Origin of the sequence: Brevundimonas sp. (assembly GCF_004210735.1) — a bacterium.
GTDB lineage: Bacteria > Pseudomonadota > Alphaproteobacteria > Caulobacterales > Caulobacteraceae > Brevundimonas.
In genome coordinates, this window is sequence record NZ_SDZL01000001.1 from 16,674 (window position 1) to 32,681 (window position 16,008).

General features: G+C 68.0%; 16 protein-coding genes. 5 read left to right on the forward strand and 11 right to left on the reverse strand.

Translation table 11 applies throughout. The features are described 5' to 3' along the window. Positions 1 to 34: 34 nt before the first annotated feature. Positions 35 to 1,279: a dipeptidase gene (locus EON91_RS00080; protein ID WP_292090747.1), complete on the reverse strand. Its 1,245-nt coding sequence runs from the start codon at positions 1,277 to 1,279 to the stop codon at positions 35 to 37. Between the two features lie 124 nt (positions 1,280 to 1,403). Here EON91_RS00080 and hemF point away from each other — a divergent pair, with 124 nt between their 5' ends. Then, complete coding sequence (gene hemF / locus EON91_RS00085) at positions 1,404 to 2,279, forward strand: oxygen-dependent coproporphyrinogen oxidase (RefSeq protein WP_292090748.1); 876 nt, start codon at positions 1,404 to 1,406, stop codon at positions 2,277 to 2,279. A gap of 4 nt (positions 2,280 to 2,283) precedes the next feature. On the opposite strand, the gene EON91_RS00090 is transcribed toward hemF, so the two are convergent. Further along, positions 2,284 to 4,815, reverse strand: a complete 2,532-nt coding sequence (locus tag EON91_RS00090; RefSeq protein ID WP_292090749.1) for an ATP-binding protein — start codon at positions 4,813 to 4,815, stop codon at positions 2,284 to 2,286. 49 nt (positions 4,816 to 4,864) lie between these two features. Next, the gene (locus EON91_RS00095; protein WP_292090750.1) at positions 4,865 to 5,599 is read right to left on the reverse strand and encodes a type 1 glutamine amidotransferase; all 735 of its coding nucleotides are present in this window, start codon (positions 5,597 to 5,599) and stop codon (positions 4,865 to 4,867) included. Positions 5,600 to 5,704: 105 nt separating this feature from the next. On the opposite strand from EON91_RS00095, the gene EON91_RS00100 reads away from it, so the two are divergent. Next, on the forward strand, positions 5,705 to 6,070 hold the full coding sequence (locus tag EON91_RS00100; RefSeq protein WP_292090751.1) for an antibiotic biosynthesis monooxygenase family protein: 366 nt from the start codon (positions 5,705 to 5,707) through the stop codon (positions 6,068 to 6,070). A gap of 233 nt (positions 6,071 to 6,303) precedes the next feature. Here the strand turns inward: EON91_RS00100 and rlmJ are convergent, their stop codons facing one another. Then, complete coding sequence (rlmJ, locus tag EON91_RS00105) at positions 6,304 to 7,125, reverse strand: 23S rRNA (adenine(2030)-N(6))-methyltransferase RlmJ (protein WP_292090752.1); 822 nt, start codon at positions 7,123 to 7,125, stop codon at positions 6,304 to 6,306. A 111-nt stretch (positions 7,126 to 7,236) separates the two neighbouring features. Here rlmJ and EON91_RS00110 point away from each other — a divergent pair, with 111 nt between their 5' ends. Genes EON91_RS00110 through EON91_RS00120 form a run of 3 tightly spaced genes read left to right on the forward strand, consistent with a single transcriptional unit; the run spans position 7,237 to position 9,075 of the window. Beyond that, positions 7,237 to 7,596, forward strand: coding sequence for a hypothetical protein (locus EON91_RS00110; protein ID WP_292090753.1), 360 nt, complete (start codon positions 7,237 to 7,239; stop codon positions 7,594 to 7,596). After that, entirely contained in the window at positions 7,593 to 8,609 is a 1,017-nt protein-coding gene (locus tag EON91_RS00115; protein ID WP_292090754.1) for a DNA topoisomerase IB, read from the forward strand. Before EON91_RS00110 ends, EON91_RS00115 begins: the two co-directional genes overlap by 4 nt. 52 nt (positions 8,610 to 8,661) lie before the next feature. Then, positions 8,662 to 9,075: a hypothetical protein gene (locus tag EON91_RS00120; protein ID WP_292090755.1), complete on the forward strand. Its 414-nt coding sequence runs from the start codon at positions 8,662 to 8,664 to the stop codon at positions 9,073 to 9,075. Here EON91_RS00120 and EON91_RS00125 read toward each other — a convergent pair. The 7 genes from EON91_RS00125 to EON91_RS00155 form a co-directional block, all read right to left on the reverse strand. Further along, positions 9,057 to 9,503, reverse strand: a complete 447-nt coding sequence (locus EON91_RS00125) for an opioid growth factor receptor-related protein (RefSeq protein WP_292090756.1) — start codon at positions 9,501 to 9,503, stop codon at positions 9,057 to 9,059. The genes EON91_RS00120 and EON91_RS00125 overlap by 19 nt on opposite strands. Positions 9,504 to 9,508: 5 nt before the next feature. Then, on the reverse strand, positions 9,509 to 10,546 hold the full coding sequence (gene tdh / locus EON91_RS00130) for an L-threonine 3-dehydrogenase (RefSeq protein ID WP_366250125.1): 1,038 nt from the start codon (positions 10,544 to 10,546) through the stop codon (positions 9,509 to 9,511). A gap of 8 nt (positions 10,547 to 10,554) precedes the next feature. Beyond that, positions 10,555 to 11,748 (reverse strand): glycine C-acetyltransferase, encoded by a 1,194-nt coding sequence (locus EON91_RS00135; protein ID WP_292090758.1) that lies wholly within the window; start codon positions 11,746 to 11,748, stop codon positions 10,555 to 10,557. A gap of 63 nt (positions 11,749 to 11,811) precedes the next feature. Beyond that, positions 11,812 to 12,732, reverse strand: a complete 921-nt coding sequence (locus EON91_RS00140; RefSeq protein WP_292090760.1) for a DUF4232 domain-containing protein — start codon at positions 12,730 to 12,732, stop codon at positions 11,812 to 11,814. Between the two features lie 58 nt (positions 12,733 to 12,790). Further along, positions 12,791 to 13,075, reverse strand: a complete 285-nt coding sequence (locus tag EON91_RS00145; RefSeq protein WP_292090762.1) for an Hpt domain-containing protein — start codon at positions 13,073 to 13,075, stop codon at positions 12,791 to 12,793. Continuing rightward, positions 13,072 to 13,458, reverse strand: coding sequence for a response regulator (locus EON91_RS00150; protein ID WP_292090763.1), 387 nt, complete (start codon positions 13,456 to 13,458; stop codon positions 13,072 to 13,074). The genes EON91_RS00145 and EON91_RS00150 overlap by 4 nt, the downstream gene beginning before the upstream one ends. Next, positions 13,458 to 15,944 (reverse strand): CHASE3 domain-containing protein, encoded by a 2,487-nt coding sequence (locus EON91_RS00155; RefSeq protein ID WP_292090764.1) that lies wholly within the window; start codon positions 15,942 to 15,944, stop codon positions 13,458 to 13,460. The genes EON91_RS00150 and EON91_RS00155 overlap by 1 nt, the downstream gene beginning before the upstream one ends. Positions 15,945 to 16,008: the final 64 nt, after the last annotated feature.

Genomic DNA, 16,008 nt, shown 5'->3' on the forward strand with positions numbered 1-16,008 from the left:
AACCATCCGCGCCCCTTTTTGCGTCAATCGCAGCTTACTCCGGCGCGCCGTCCGGCAGGCGTGCCAGCGAGGGGCGTTCGGCGGCCTTGGCGGCGGCGACGGTTTCGACCCGGCGCATGGCGCGCAGAATGTTCTCGCCCGAGATCTTGCGGATGTCCGCCTCGGTCCAGCCGCGCTTCATCAGCTCGGCCAGCAGGGCGGAATAGCCGTCCACGCCTTCCAGTCCGACCGGCAGGCTGTCCACGCCGTCATAGTCGCCGCCCAGGCCCACGTGATCGATTCCGGCCACGTCGCGGACGTGCTGGATGTGGGCGATCACGTCATCCATGGTCGCCTTCGGACGCGGATTGGCCTCGGCCCAGGCGGTCAGGCGCGGGTCGGGGGTCCCGGTGTTCGCGCTGACGCCCAGGCGGGCGGCCTCGGCCTGGGCGGCCTTGATCCACTCGCCCTGGGCGGCGCTGACGAAGCCGGGCACGAAGGTCACCATCACCACGCCGCCGTTGGCCGGCATCAGGCGCAGGATGTCGTCAGGCACGTTGCGGGGATGGTCAGTGACAGCTCGCGCCGAGGAGTGGGAAAAGATCACCGGCGCCTCGGTCACGCGGATGGCGTCCGCCATGGTCTCGGGCGAGACGTGGCTCAGGTCCACCATCATGCCCAGGCGGTTCATCTCCTTGACCACCGTCTCGCCGAACGGGTTCAGCCCGCCCCATTTCGGCGCGTCGGTCGCCGAGTCCGCCCAGCTGGTGGTCTTGGAGTGGGTCAGCGTCATGTAGCGCACGCCCGCCTCGTGGAACTCGCGCAGCAGGCCCAGCGAATCGTCGATCGAATAGCCGCCCTCGATGCCGATCAGGCTGGCGATCTTGCCCGCCTTGTGGATGCGTTCGACGTCGTCGGCGGTGGCCGCCAGCTCAAAGACATCGGGATGGGCGGCGACCAGGCGGCGGACCACGTCGATCTGTTCGAACGTCGCCTTGGCCGCCTCGACCGGCTCCAGGCTGGCGGGGACATAGACCGACCAGAACTGGCCGCCGACGCCGCCTTCCCGCAGACGCGGGATGTCGGTGTGCAGTTTGGTGTCGTGCGACCGGTCACCGGTCAGGTCGATGGCATAGGGGTCGGAATTATAGGTCTGGCGCAGCGCCCACGGCAGGTCGTTGTGCCCGTCGATCAGCGGCGTGGTCTTGAGGATTTCGAGAACGGCAGCCCGGTCCTGTGCGGCGACCGGAGCGGCCAGCGCAGCCAGCGCGACGGCGGTGAGAAGAGCATTGCGGATCATGGACGAGTCCCCCTGACAAATCAGACGGCGTGACAGTGACCGATCCGCGCGCGGGATCAAGTTACCAAAGCGCCATGTGACCGCTGATGTGGCGGCGAGCCCGGCGATATGGTTCAAGCCGACCATGACCGACGCCGCCCCCACGCTGGACCAGAAGAAGACTCAGGCCCGCGCCTGGTTCGAGACCCTGCGCGACCGCATCCACGCCGGGTTCGAGGCGCTGGAGGACGCGGCGCCCGCCGAACTGTTTCCGGGCGAGCCGGGCCGCTTCGTGCGCACGCCGTGGGACCGCTCGGAAGGCGGCGGCGGCGTCATGGGCATGATGCACGGCCGCCTGTTCGAGAAAGTGGGCGTCCACGTCTCGACCGTCTTCGGCGAATTCCCGGCCGACTACGCCCGCACTGTGCCCGGAGCCTCCGAAGATCCGCGCTTCTTCGCTACGGGCGTCAGCCTGATCTGCCATCCGGTCAGCCCGCGCGTGCCGGCCGTGCACATGAACACCCGCTTCATCGCCACGACCCAGAGCTGGTTCGGCGGCGGCGGCGACCTGACGCCCGTGCTGGATGCGGATCGGCGTCAGGATCACCCCGACACGCTCGACTTCCACGCCGCCATGCAGGCCGCCTGCGACGCCCATCACCCCGACTGGCACGCGAAATACAAGGCCTGGTGCGACGAGTATTTCTACCTGCCCCATCGGAACGAGCCGCGCGGCACCGGCGGCATCTTCTATGACCACCACGACAGCGGCGACCACGCCCGCGACTTCGCCTTCACCCGGGATGTCGGCACGGCGTTTCTGGACATCTATTCGCGCATCGTCGCCCGGCGGATGACCGAAGCCTGGACGACGGACGAGCGCGAGGAGCAGCTGGTTCGTCGCGGCCGCTATGTCGAGTTCAACCTGCTGTACGACCGGGGCACCATGTTCGGGCTCAAGACCGGCGGCAATGTCGACTCGATCCTAAGCTCCATGCCGCCCGTGGTGAAGTGGCCCTAGGGCCTCAGGCGTCCACCTGCGCCGCATCGGCGGCCGGCTGACCGCGCAACGCGCCGGCGATCGCCTCGAACAGCCGCGCGCTGGTGATCGGCTTGCTCAGGTGACCGTCGGCGCCGGCCGCGCGCCCGGCCTCAACGTGTTCGGCCATGGCGTTGGCGGTCAGCATCAGGATCGGCGTCCGCGCCTGGCCCGCGCGCGCCTCCAGCGCCCGGATCTCGGCGGTGGCGGTCAGGCCGTCCATCACCGGCATCTGCACATCCATCAGCACCAGGTCGAACGACCCGCCTGCAAAGGCCGCCACGGCCTGCGCCCCGTCCTCCACCATGGTTAGTCGCGCGCCCGCGGGCGTCAGCATGATCTCCATGACCCGTCGGTTGGCCGGATGATCGTCGGCCAGCAGGACGCTGAAGCCACCCTCGACCGACACGGCCTCGTCGCCTGCGGGCTGCTCGGCGACCGCTTCCTTGACCGCTGGCAGATCGATTTCGAACCAGAAGGTCGAGCCCACCCCCGGCGCGCTGTCGCAGTCCAACGCCCCGCCCATCAGCTCGACCAGTTCGCGCGAAATGGCCAGCCCCAGCCCGGTCCCGCCGAACCGCCGGGTGATCGACCCGTCGGCCTGCTGGAAACGCCCGAAGACCCTGTCCTTGTTCGCGGCGTCAAAGCCCACGCCCGTGTCCGACACCATGAAGCGGACGCCATCGCCGCCGGCCGGAACCACGGTCACGTTGACGGACCCCGCCTCGGTGAATTTCAGGCCGTTGCTGATCAGGTTCGTCAGCACCTGCCGCAGCCGCACGCCGTCGCATTCGACCGTGCGATCCAGTGTCGGATCCAGGTTCAGAATCAGACCCACGCCCTCGGCTTCGGCCCGTTCACGCCACAGGGCGACGGTCTCGCGCACCAGCGCGCCCAGCGGCGCCGCAGTCTTCTCGAGCGTCAGTTGGCCCGACTCGATGCGGGCGCTGTCCAGGATGTCGGACAGGATTCGCTCCAGCGTCGCCCCCGATGACCGGATGATCTCCACCATGTCTCGGTCTGCCGGCGCCAGATCGCGGCGGCGCAGCGTGTCGGCCATCGCCACCACGCCGTTCAGCGGCGTCCGGATCTCGTGGCTCATATTGGCCAGGAATTCACTCTTGGCCCGGTTGGCCTCCTCGGCCCGTTCCCGCGCGGCGCGCAGCCGCTGCGACTGCATCCAGAACCAGGCCAACGCCCCCAGGGCGAAACTCAGGAAGACGATGCCGATGCCGATGACGCCCTGTTGCAGCTGCACATTGGCCCGCTGGATATCCAGTTGCTGGCGACGCTCATCCAGCTTGTGCTGCATCTGGTCGGTGATCTGGCCGACCCCGGCTGAAAAGCGCCGCGCGGCGATGACGGACTGATCGCGTTCAAAGTCCCTCAGGACGCCGAACGCCTCATGGCTGCGGCCCTCGGCGAACAGAAGCTCGGCCTCCACGGTCGGCAGACGGATCGCCTCCTCCTCGCTGAAGGCGCCGGTGGCCACCATGCTGCGGATGTCCGCCATGTCGCGACGCGCGCCTTCAATCTGGCCCAGGCGGGCCTGCGCCACCGCTCGCAACGGCAGCAGATACTGCGCCCAGAACCGCCCCTCGCCCAGATCTTCGCCCAGCGGGGCCAGGCACGCCATGACCTCTTTCGACTGTCCCCGGTGGTCCGCCATCATGGCGCACAGGTGAGCGTCGAAAACCGCCACGCCGTCGCTTTCGCTCGTGGTCGTCATCCGGTGGTGCGCGTCGGCGTATCGCTGGGCATCGTCCGGACGCCCGACCTGCAACGACAGGTAAGCCAGGTTGAACAGGCTGTCGAAGTCCGGGCGCGGATAGCCCGGCATGGCGTAGTCCAGCTCGTACCGCTGGAACGCGCGCGTCGCCCCTTCGATATCGATCAGGGCCATGGACGCCAGGCTGGCCGCTTCCCACAGTCGGGTCATGGCGATGCGGGCATAGGGATCCCGCGACGGAACGGTGGTTTCGATGTCCGCCAGCGCCCTCAGCGCATCGTTGATGCGGCTGTCCTCGACCTGCAGCATCGCATGGACGCTGACCGCGCGGGTATGAACGAACCAGTCTTCCCGAGGCTTGGCCGCCTCGGCGGCGATGATCTCGCGGGCGGGGACATCACCGGTCCGGCGCATGATCTCCAAGGCGTTCAGGCGCGCGATCTGCGCATATCGGGCGTCGCCCTGCTGCCTGGCACGTTCGGTCAGAGTGGCGTTCCAGCGTCGGGCGGCGTCGAAATCCCCCTGGTTGGATCGCAGCCAGACCACGTGATCCAGCCGGCTCAGCCCTTCCCGATCATCCCGTTGCAGGGCCGCCTGGCCAAAGATGTCCAGTGACGTAAAGCTGGCGGCCTGGGCACGGCGCTCAACGGCGGACGCCAGCTCGGCCGAGGTCAACGCCCGGGCCGCCGTGGGCTCCACGCGCGTCGTCATCGCCGCCGCGCCGCCTTGGCCGACCAGCGAGAAAGCGACGACGGCGACGAAAAACGCCAGCAGGACGGGCCGAACCATCCCGGCAGCCTAGCTTGCAGTTATTGAGCAAGCCTTGACGGAACAGCGGTCATATACCGCTGCCCTCTCCCTCCACGGGCGGCGAGGTCAGCAGCAGGAAGGCGCGGATCCAGGCCGTCAGCACCGCCCGGTCGTTTGGACGATTCAGGCTCTCGATCGCCGCCTCGGCCACACCCTCCGGGATGCGATGCCCGCGCCGCGCCTCAATCAGGGCGGCCGCATAGTCCGGTTGGAACTCCGGATGGCACTGGAAACTGACGGCGTCCTGCCCCCAGGCCAGTCCGGCATAGGGCGTAAAGGCGCTGGCCGCGATCACCCGCGCGTCCGGCGGCGGCGCCACCACCTGATCCTGGTGCGACACCGGAATGGCCAGTCGCGTCGCGCGTGGGTGCATCCACGGCTCGTCTCCGACGACGTCATAGGCGTGCAAGCCGACGCCCCACCCCTTGTCCGACTTCTCGACCCGCCCGCCAAAGGCGTGGGCCATGATCTGGTGGCCGAAACAGATGCCCAGCAACCGCACCCGACCCCGCGCCGTGCGCAGCCAGTCGGTCAGGGCGCCAATCCACGGCAGGTGATCGTCATAGACCCCCGCCGCCGACCCGGTGACGATGGCGCCGGTGAAGGCCATCGGGTCTTCCGGCAGATGTCCCGCCTGCACGTCGAACCGCACCGTCGGCACGCCTTCGCCCAGCAGGGCGCGAAACCGCGCGGGATAGTCGTCGAACCTGTCGCGCAGCCCCTCGGGCGGCTGGCCGGTCTCCAGAATGGCGATACGCGTCATGTCGGGCTCCGGCGCCGGGAAAAGCGATGATGGGGAGCGGCGCCGCCTTCCGGTTTGGGATACAACAGGCTCCGACGCAAAGCGGCAAGCGTCGGAGAGATCGCCATGGCAGAGACTTCGACCTCCGAACAAACCCCCGATCAGGCTTTCGACCGGGCGTCTGACTCCATCGACGATTCCGTCGTGGTCCTGATCAACATCTTCAAGTGCGAGCCCCGGCGTCAGGACGCCCTGATGGAGCATCTGACCGTTCTGGCGCGTGCCCAGACGACCTTGCCCGGCTTCATCTCCGCCACCCTGCATCGGGGCCTGAACGGGCGCACGGTCGCCAATCACGCGGTCTGGCGCTCGGCCGACGACTGGAAGGCGATGACCCGGCACCCGGCGGTGGTTCAGGCCATGGGGCCGATCCTGGCCGTCGCAACCTTCGAGCCTCACCTGTATGAACCGGGCGAAGTGATCGAGCCCTGACGGCGCCGAACCGAGCGCGCCTGATACGATGGCTGCGCGTCACAAGGTTCTGTTTTTGCGGGGGCCGACCCCTCGCTCGATCCCATCGACCCGCCTCGGTCCGCGGGTGACGCATGCTCGCGACATGTCACAGCCGCCGCGCCTTGCCCTCGATTTCACGACGCCCCGGCATTGCACTGTTGCACTGCATGCACTGTTTTTTTCGAATGCAGTGCAGTGCAACGGCGGCGCCCTCAGCCCGTCCACCACACCTCGGCCCGCCCCCCGGCGTCGCCCAGGGTCGCAGCCACCCAGTCACAGATTTCGGACGCGGCCGCCTCGGTCCCCGGGGGCGGATTGACCACCACCATGGCGCAGCCGTTCATCTTCATCGGATTGTTCAGCGGCCGCAGTCGCGCCTCGGCCACCAGCACCGATCCGGCGCGCGCCTGCTCCAGCCGCCGGATGAAGCCGTCCAGCGTCTCCATATCCTTCAGCGGGGTCCAGATCGCCACCGTCGCCGCCGGATCGACGCGCACCACCGCCGCCGCCGTCTCAGCCGCACGCAGATAATCGTCGGGCCGTTCAAAAGGCGGATCGATCAGCACCAGTGCGCCCTTGCTCCGGCGGGTCTCCGCCACCGCGGCCTCATAGCCGTCGCCGGCCCGCGCCTCGGCCGCGGGCCATCGGGTCAGGGTTTCAGCCAGCAGCTCGTGGATCGGCGGGTTCAACTCGAACCCGACATAGCGGTCGCCGGGCCGCATCGACCGCGCGACCAGCAACGGCGATCCGGGATAGAAACGGACCCCGCCGTCCGGGTTCAGCGCCGCCACCTGATCCGCCAGGGCGGCGATCAGCGGCGGCCGCGCCTCCGCCGCCATCAGGCGCGCCACCCCGGCTTCGGCTTCTTTCGAGCGCACTGCGTCGCCGGTCAGGTCGTACAGGCCCGCCCCGGCATGGGTGTCGATCACCGTGATCGGCCCCGCCGCGCGTCGCTGCGCCAGCAGCCACAGCAACAGGGCGTGCTTGACCAGGTCCGCGAAATTCCCGGCGTGGAAGCTGTGGCGATAGTTCATGATCCGCTCGTCGCCTCCACACCGTAGAAGGTCAAGGGCGCTCGCGGCCTGACGCGCGGAACCGCCCCCTCCATCCGCCGTTTGCCCATCCCGTCCCGCCCGGAGCCGCCCGTGTTCGCCGACGCCCAGTTCGACCACCCTGTTCTCGACGACGACCAGCGCACCCCGCCCCCTGCGGTGGCCCGGGCGGCGGAACAGGGGCTGGCCCTGCGCAAAAAGCATGGCCGGGGCGGCACCGAGGTTGGGGTCCGCCGCGCGACCCAGCTGATGGATCGCGACCTGGTCAGCGACCGGGACATCAAGTCGATGTACAGCTATTTCGCCCGCCACGCGGTGGACAAGCGCGCCCGCGCCTGGGCCGATCCTGACAAGCCCTCGACCGGCTATATCGCCTGGCTTCTGTGGGGCGGCGACGACGCCAAAGCCTGGATCGACGATCTGCGCGCCCGGCTGCGCGAGGTCGGGGTGTGACCGCCCTTCCGCCCGAGGCGCCGCCCGAAGGGCTGACCTGGTGCAGCGACGACCAGCCCGGTCTGTATCGCCGCCGCTCGGGCCGGGGCTTCCGCTATGTCGACGCCAGGGGCGCGGCCGTGACGGACGCCCGGACACTGGACCGCATCCGCGCCCTGGTCATCCCGCCTGCCTGGACAGACGTCTGGATCTGCCCGCGCGCCACCGGCCATATCCAGGCGACCGGCCGCGACGTGAAGGGGCGCAAGCAGTATCGCTATCACGCCGACTGGACCGCCCATGCGGCCTCGGGAAAGTTCGACCGCCTGCCCGCCTTCGCCCGCGCCCTGCCGCGGCTGCGGCGTCAGGTCGAGGCCGATCTGGACCGGCGCGGCCCCTGCCGGGAGAAAGTGCTGGCCACCGCCGTGCGCCTGCTGGAGCTGACCCTGATCCGCGTCGGCAACGCCCAGTACGCCCGCCAGAACCGCAGCTACGGCCTGACCACCCTGAACAAGCGGCATCTGGACATGGACGGCGCCGCCCTGACCTTCGCCTTCAAGGGCAAGAGCGGGGTCGAGCACCGGGTCAGCGTCCGCGACCGCCGTCTGGCCGCCGTGATCCGGGCCCTGCGCGAGCTTCCGGGCCAGCAGTTGTTCAAATACCGGGATCCGGCGGGCGACCTGTGTGTCGTCACCTCGGACGACGTGAACGCCTATATCCGCGCCGCCATGGGGGATGACTTCTCGGCCAAGGATTTCCGCACCTGGGCCGGCACCGTCTCCGCCGCCCGCGCCCTGCGCGACATGGAGCCGCCGACTTCGCCCACCGATGCGAAACGCAAGGTGACGGTCTGCGTCAAGGCCGTGGCCGGCCTGCTGGGCAACACCCCCACCGTGTGCCGGTCGTCCTACGTCCACCCGGCGGTGTTCGCCCTGTTCGAGAGCGGCGCCCTGCTGGACCTCCCCGGCGCCCAGGCGGCCGGGTTCGAGACCGCTCTGATCCGGGCGCTGAACAATTACAAACCTGTCGTTTGAAAGACCGGCGTTATTCCCTTATGACGCGCCCTCTTCTTCACAAGAGCGCGTCATGACCCACGGCCTGTCCAACACCTTCCTGCGGCTCGCCGTCGTGGCGGCGCTGATCGGCATGATCTGGGGCAATGTCATGGGCGCGACCCACAACCATCTGGCCTCCAGCGCCCACGCCCACCTGAACCTGCTGGGTTGGGTGTCGATGGCGATCTATGGCCTGTTCTACCGCGTCATGCCCCAGGCCGCCGTCGGCGTCATGCCCAAGGCGCATCTGGGGCTCAGCTTGGTCGGCGTGGTCATGATGATCCCCGCCCTGGCCATCGTCCTGACCCAGTATCAGCCCGGCCTGGCCGTGGCCCAGCCGCTGCTGGCCCTGTCGGGCGTGGTGGTCCTGCTGGCGATGCTGCTGTTCGCCGTTGTGGTGTTCAAGGCCACCGGCAAGACGTCCGCTCAGGCGGTCAGCCAGTAACCCTGGCTGCGGGCGCTGACCGGAGCCCGCATCGCCTCGACGTGGTTCAGCACCGCATCGCGGAACCCGTCCGCCGTCGCATCGTCGCGCAACAGGCGCAGCGACCGGATGATCCGCGTGATCCGCAGGTGGTTGTGGTCGCTGGGCCGCAGCCAGTCCTTGGTCGCGCCATAAAAGGCGACCATCCGGTCCGTCGCCGCCGCCAGCGCGCACTGGGCCAGCATCGACTCCCGGATGGCGGTCGCCTCTTCTTCGGTCACCACAGGCGAACCCGGCACCGCCTGCGACGGCTCCATCAGCGGGAACAGCCACTGGATAAAGTCGTGCGTATGCTCCAGCGCGGCGTCGTTCAGGGCCAGCACGTCGAACACCGTCCGACCCGCGCCGTCGGTCCCCTGCCCCTCCAGAAACGCCAGAACGGCCGTCACCTCGTTCAGGCCTGATCCCAGTTCAGCACGACCTTGCCCGACTTGCCGGACTTCATCGCCTCGAACCCCTCGCGGTAGTTTTCGAACGACATCTGGTGGGTGATCAGCGGCTGCAGATCCAGCCCTGCCTTCAGCAGGCCCAGCATCTTGCGCCAGGTGGTGAACATCTCGCGCCCGTACACGCCCTTGATGGTCAGAGCCTTCAGGATGATCGCGCCCCAGTCGGTCTCGGTCGGCTTCGACGGAATGCCCAACAGCGCCAGCCCACCCCCCATGATCAGGGTGTCGACGCATTGCTTGAAGGCGATGGGCGAACCCGACATCTCCAGCGCCACATCGAACCCGACCTTCAGGCCCAGTTCCTTCATGACGTCGTGCAGGTCTTCCCGCGTCGTGTTCACCGTGCGGACACCCGGCGCGACCTTTTGCGCCAGCTCCAGGCGATAGTCGTTGATGTCCGTCAGGACCACGGTCCGCGCGCCCGCATGACGCGCCACGGCGGCGGCCATGATGCCGATGGGCCCCGCGCCGGTGACCAGCACATCCTCGCCCAGCAGGTCGAACTGCTGCGCCGTGTGCACCGCATTGCCGAACGGATCCAGGATCGACCCGATCTCGAACGGCACCTCGTCCGGCAGCTCGATGACGTTGAAGGCCGGCGCCACCACGAACTCGGCGAACGCGCCTTGGCGGTTCACGCCGATGCCGCGCGTGGCCGGGTCCAGATGGAAATGCCCGGCCCGGGCCGCCTCGGAGTTCAGGTCGATCACGTGCCCTTCGGCCGAGACGCGCTGACCGACCCTCAGGCGACGATCCACATCCTTGCCGATGGCGACGATCTCGCCAGCGAATTCGTGGCCGGTGATCATGGGGACCGGTACGTTTTTCTGGGACCACTCGTCCCAGTTCCAGATGTGGATGTCGGTGCCGCAGACGGCGGTGCGGCGCACCTTGATCAGCACGTCCTCGTCGCCCGCCACCGGGATCGGCGCGTCGATCAGCTCCAGCCCGACGCCGGGTTGAGTCTTGGCCAGGGCCTTCATGGTGTCGCTCAACGGATCACTCCCAATTCCTTGCCGGCCGTCGTGAACGCCGCGACCGCTTGATCAATCTGCTCAAAGGTATGCGCCGCCGACATCTGGGTGCGGATGCGGGCCAGGCCGCGCGGAACGACGGGGAAGCTGAAGCCGATGACATAGACACCCAGCTCCAGCATCCGCGCCGCCATGTCCTGCGCCAGCTTGGCGTCGCCCAGCATGACGGGGATGATCGGGTGCTCGCCCGGCTGCAGGTCGAAACCGGCTCCGGTCATGGCAGAGCGGAAGCGCGCGGCGTTGGCGAAAAGCTGGTCGCGCAAGGCGTCGCCCTCATCGCCTGCCGCGATGCGGATGGCCTCCAGCGACGAGCCGCAGACGGCAGGCGCCAGGGCGTTCGAGAACAGATAGGGCCGGGCCCGCTGCTTCAGCAGCTCAACCACCGGCTTGCGGGCGCAGATGAAGCCGCCCATGGCGCCGCCCAGCGCCTTGCCGAAGGTGCCGGTGACGAAATCCACCGCCACGCCATTGTGCGCGAACGAGCCGCGCCCCTTGTCACCCAAGAAGCCGGTCGCATGGCAGTCGTCGACCATGATCAGCGCGTCATAGGCGTCGGCCAGCGCGCGGATTTCCTTCAGCTTCGCGATATAGCCGTCCATCGAGAAGGCGCCGTCGGTGGCGATGATGATGTTGCGGGCGCCGGCCTCGCGCGCCGCCTTCAGCTGCGCCTCCAGCTCGGCCATGTCCGAGTTGGCGAAACGATAGCGTTTCGCCTTGCACAGCCGGACCCCGTCGATGATCGAGGCGTGGTTCAGGCTGTCGGACACGATGGCGTCCTCTTCCCCGAACAGCGGCTCGAAGATGCCGCCGTTGGCGTCAAAGGCGGCGGCGAACAGGATGGTGTCCTCAAAGCCCAGATAGTCGGCGATAGCCCGTTCCAGCTCCTTGTGGATCTCCAGCGTGCCGCAGATGAAACGGACCGAGGCCGTGCCCGCGCCCCACTTCTCCTGCGCGCGGATACCTGCCTGAACGACGCGCTCGTCACCGGCGAGACCCAGATAGTTGTTGGCGCAGAAGTTCAGCACCTTGCGGCCCGCGACCTCGATCACCGGCCCCTGGCGCGAGGCGATGACCCGCTCGGGCTTGGTCAGGCCCTGGGCGTCGATATCGGCCAGCTCACGGGTGACGCGATCATAGAAATTGTCCGGCATGGGGCCTCGGCTGCAGTTTCAGTGCGGGGTTACGCCGAATCCCAGGTCGTTTCCAGCGCCGTTCTACAGCGCCGCAGACGGCGGCGTATCCGCTTCCACCGGCCGGAACGGACTGACGCGCACGCGTCCGCCGCACGGGGTGAAGGTCTGGGCAAGCGACACCGGCGCGGCGTCACCCGGCACGGTCAGGCGCACACGTGCGGTCGACGGACAGATCGTCTCGCCCTGCCCTTCATGCGGCACGACGTTCCAGGCCAGATCGAAATAGGCCCGCGTCTGGGGGCGGAGCTCCACAGGCTCAGGAGCGGTATTGCTGTGGAAATAGTTGCCCGGATTCTGATCGGCGCGGACGGCCAGCGCCTGCCCCTTCGAATCCAGCAAGGTGACAGTCGGGTAGCCCGTCAGGCTGCAGGGTTGGGCCCCGGTGTTCTGAATACCCAGGACAGCGACACGATTGCCCATGCCGGCGTCGCCGCCCTCATTGGTCAGGCGCAATTGTCCGCCCTTGCAGGGCGCCGAGACCGGCATAACGCTGCCGGGCGCCGGCGTGGGCGTCCCCGGACCGGGCAGCGGCTGCGCCGGGGACGAGGCCGGGCGGGCGCATCGCTCCAGCACGGCCACGCCGACATCCTGATTGGGGCCGAGGCGACGCAAGGTGGCCGTCTCCTGACCGTCGCGATTGGCTGTCCACCATTCCAGCCCCTCGCCCGCATAGCGCGCGCCGCTGGCTGATGTCGCCGTCTTCAGCGTCACCGCTCGCCCGTCATAGGTCAGCACAGCACTCCGGGCGTCCGGATACCGCACGGCGACGGTGCGGCCGCTTTCGCAGGCATAGCTGACGGCCTGGCTATCCGCCGTCGTCGGCACAGGGGTCACATACGGTTCGGGCGCCGGTACAGGCTCGTCGGCCGGGGGCGAACAGGCTGCCATCAATGCGGCGATGGCCATCGTGGCCGCGGCGGCGCGAACGGGGCTTGCGATCATGGGGGCGCTCCTTGTCACCCAGCCAACGCGGCAGGCGCTTAAAGGCTCCGCTTGGCGATCAGCCGGTCATGCCCGGCAAGGCCTCCAGCAGGGCGACCAGCGCCTGCAAACGATGCTCATCGGGTGGGCGCCCGGCCGCGAAATCGGCGTCCAGCGCCAATGCCGCCGCCCCGATATCGGCGTGGCCGAATATCCCGGCGGACCCGGCCAGACCATGCACCGTACGCTCCAGTTCCGGGTCGGCGGGCGGCCGGGTCATCAGAGCCTTACGCAGTATGATCAGGTCATGCCTCGACCGCTCCCTGAACATGGCCCGAAGCGGGGCCAGCACATCCTCGGTCACGCGCGGCTCTCGGCCAGCACGTCACGGACGTGCGCGCCCAGGGTCATGGGATCGAATGGCTTGGTTATGACCGACACGGCGCCCAGCGCGATATAGGCGTCACGCTCTTCCTTGCGGGTGCGGGCGGTCATGAAAATCACCGGCGTCGCTTCGCAGCCCGGCAACCGACGCAACCGCTCCAGCGTACCGGGTCCATCCAGATCGGGCATCATGACATCCAGCAGGATCACGTCGGGGCGGTATCCGCCCGTCAGAATATCCAGGGCGTCCTGGCCGGAGACGGCGCTTTGCACCGCCATTTCGGGGTCCAGCTCCAGCGACAGGGCCGTCACCTCGCGGATATCGGCCTCGTCATCGACATGCAGAATGTTCAACGGGGCCATTACGCGCCCTCCTTACTTGATTGCCCGACCACGGCGGTCAGGCGCCGAACGGTGCGCGCAAGACCCGCCAGTGACGTGCGCGACTTGGTCAGCACGGCCTCGACCTGATGCGCCAGGGCAGCGTCCCCTTCCTGGGCAGAGTAAACGACGACGGGCAGTGTCCGCCCCGTCTCGTCGCCCAGATCGGCCAGCAACTCCAGACCCGAGCCATCCGGCAGGCCCAGATCCAGGATCACCAGGTCCGGCCAGTCCCGGGCCAGGGCGGCTCGCGCCTCGGCCAGACTGCCGACCCCGGTGATGATCGCCGTCCCCGACAGGGCCGAGGCCGTGACTTCCAGAATATCCGCATCGTCATCGACGTGCAGGATGTGCGGCTTGGCCCGGCCCGGCGCCTCCAGCATGGAAGCGACCGCCTCGCGCAGGCGCACCTCGTCGAACGGCTTTTCCAGCCAGTCCACCACCTCCAGCGTCCGCCCCCGCGCACGACCTCGCGCCGTATCGCCAGAGATCACGACCACCGGCAGGTGGCGGGTCTCAGCTCCTGCCCGCAGCGCGCGGATCAGGCTGATGCCGTCGGCGTCGGGCAGATTCAGATCGACCAGCACGGCCCGGTATTCACCACTGCGCGCCGCGTTCAGGGCTTCGCGCGCCGTGGGGGCGATGTCGGCGCGATATCCGTCGCGCTCAAGAACCTCACGCAACAGTTCGGCGGCGTCGGCGTCGTCTTCGCAGATCAACAGGCGGGGTCCGTCCGTCGCGGTGACGACGGGCGCATCCAGCAGCGGCAGGTCCAGATGGAAGGTGGCGCCGTCGCCCGGATCGGATTCGAACCACAGACGCCCTCCGTGTCGCTCGGCTATCTCGCGCGAGATGACCAGACCCAGACCCGTGCCGCCTTTGGCGCGGGTGTCCGAACTGTCCGCCTGGGCGAACCGGCTGAAAATGCGCGACCGGAACGCCTCAGGGATACCCGGTCCGCGATCACAGACACTGAGACGGGCGATCCGCTGTTCCGGTTGAACCACGACCATCACCTCTCCGCCCGTAGACGAGAATTTGGCCGCGTTAGACAGCAGGTTCGTCACCACCTGGATCAGCCGGTCCGCATCGCCGCGCACCGGCGCCGAAGCCCCCTCCTGCAAACTCACCGTAACGTTCAGGCTGTCCGCCAGACCGCGCACGCCCTCGATCGACCGCTCGGCGATCTGACGCAGATCCAGCGGCTCTAGAACCAGACGCAGCTGGCCCGACTCGATCTTTTCAATGTCCAGAATGTCGTTGATCAGCCGCACCAGCCGCTGGCTGTTGGCCTGGGCGATGCTGATCAGGCGGGCCGCCTTTTCCGGCAACTCACCCGCCGCCCCGCCGGCCAGCAGACCCAGCGAGCCGGCGATCGAGGTCATGGGCGTACGCAGTTCGTGACTGACCGTCGAGACGAACTCGGTCTTCATCTCCTCGACCCGGCGGCGTTCTGAAATGTCACGCACCACCGTCACGGTGTGCCATCCGCCCGACAGGCGCATCGCCGTCAGCGCCACATCGATCGGGAAGGTCACCCCGTCGCGGCGATGCGCCGTCAACTCGCGCACCATGCCGCCTTCCTTGACCGCGGCCTTGCTGAGTTCGGCCAGGGGCGTGCCCTGGGGGGATGTCACCAGCATGTTGACGTCGGTCTGTTTCAGCTCGTCTGCGGAATAGCCGAACATGCGCTCCGCCGCCGGATTGACGGTCTCGATCGTGCCGTCCGGACTGAAGGTGACGATGCCGTCAATGGCGCTGTCGAACACTGCCTGCTGTCGCGCAGCGATCGCCTCGAGTTCGCCCAACAGGCTGCGCCGCGTGCGAAGGTAGCGCCACACCAGGAACCCCACCGTCAGAGCGCCGACGACCAGCATCATGAACATGCCGGCGACCAGCTGTTCGGTGCGGTCGGATCGCGCCTCGGCCCGTTCAGTGCGGTATCGCAGGGCGGCGGCCTCGTTAAGGCTCATCCGGTCGATGACGATGCGGATTTGATCCATCACCGCCTTACCTTCCCCGCTGGACACCAGGCGCGCCGCCGCCTCCGCCCCTTGGATACGGCGCGCCTCGACGGGTTCACCCAGGGTGGCGATACGCAGCCCCGCCAGTGCGTTCAGCGAACGTAGGGCTTCCTTCTGATCCTGACGTGAATCGAACAGGGTCTCCAACCGCGTCAGATGATCGTCGAGGTCGCGTCGGGCTCGATCATAGGGCTCCAGATAGCGGGGCTGGCCGGTGATGACGTAGCCTCGCATTCCCGTTTCGGCATCCTGAAGCAGACGGAAGACGCTCTGGATCTGCGATCGTGTCTCATACGACTGCTCCACCTGACGGCGGGTCTCGCGGATACTGCGGAACTCATGCAGCAGTTCGAAGCCGATAAGCGCCAGCAGCAGCGGCGTGACGACCATGGCGACGAAGGCAACCAGGCGCAGACGGCGGTCGTCACTGTTCGGCGGCTTCAACGTCGATCTCCGATACCGATGCGACAGACGGGTGCGGAGCCGTTTGGTTCCGTCAGGGTCCGGG

Bases quoted from the DNA above. Each gene is read 5' to 3' on its own strand.
- EON91_RS00080 (WP_292090747.1), bottom strand. From the start codon at position 1,279: ATGATCCGCAATGCTCTTCTCACCGCCGTCGCGCTGGCTGCGCTGGCC.
- hemF (WP_292090748.1), top strand. From the start codon at position 1,404: ATGACCGACGCCGCCCCCACGCTGGACCAGAAGAAGACTCAGGCCCGC.
- EON91_RS00090 (WP_292090749.1), bottom strand. From the start codon at position 4,815: ATGGTTCGGCCCGTCCTGCTGGCGTTTTTCGTCGCCGTCGTCGCTTTC.
- EON91_RS00095 (WP_292090750.1), bottom strand. From the start codon at position 5,599: ATGACGCGTATCGCCATTCTGGAGACCGGCCAGCCGCCCGAGGGGCTG.
- EON91_RS00100 (WP_292090751.1), top strand. From the start codon at position 5,705: ATGGCAGAGACTTCGACCTCCGAACAAACCCCCGATCAGGCTTTCGAC.
- rlmJ (WP_292090752.1), bottom strand. From the start codon at position 7,125: ATGAACTATCGCCACAGCTTCCACGCCGGGAATTTCGCGGACCTGGTC.
- EON91_RS00120 (WP_292090755.1), top strand. From the start codon at position 8,662: ATGACCCACGGCCTGTCCAACACCTTCCTGCGGCTCGCCGTCGTGGCG.
- tdh (WP_366250125.1), bottom strand. From the start codon at position 10,546: ATGAAGGCCCTGGCCAAGACTCAACCCGGCGTCGGGCTGGAGCTGATC.
- EON91_RS00135 (WP_292090758.1), bottom strand. From the start codon at position 11,748: ATGCCGGACAATTTCTATGATCGCGTCACCCGTGAGCTGGCCGATATC.
- EON91_RS00140 (WP_292090760.1), bottom strand. From the start codon at position 12,732: ATGATCGCAAGCCCCGTTCGCGCCGCCGCGGCCACGATGGCCATCGCC.
- EON91_RS00150 (WP_292090763.1), bottom strand. From the start codon at position 13,458: ATGGCCCCGTTGAACATTCTGCATGTCGATGACGAGGCCGATATCCGC.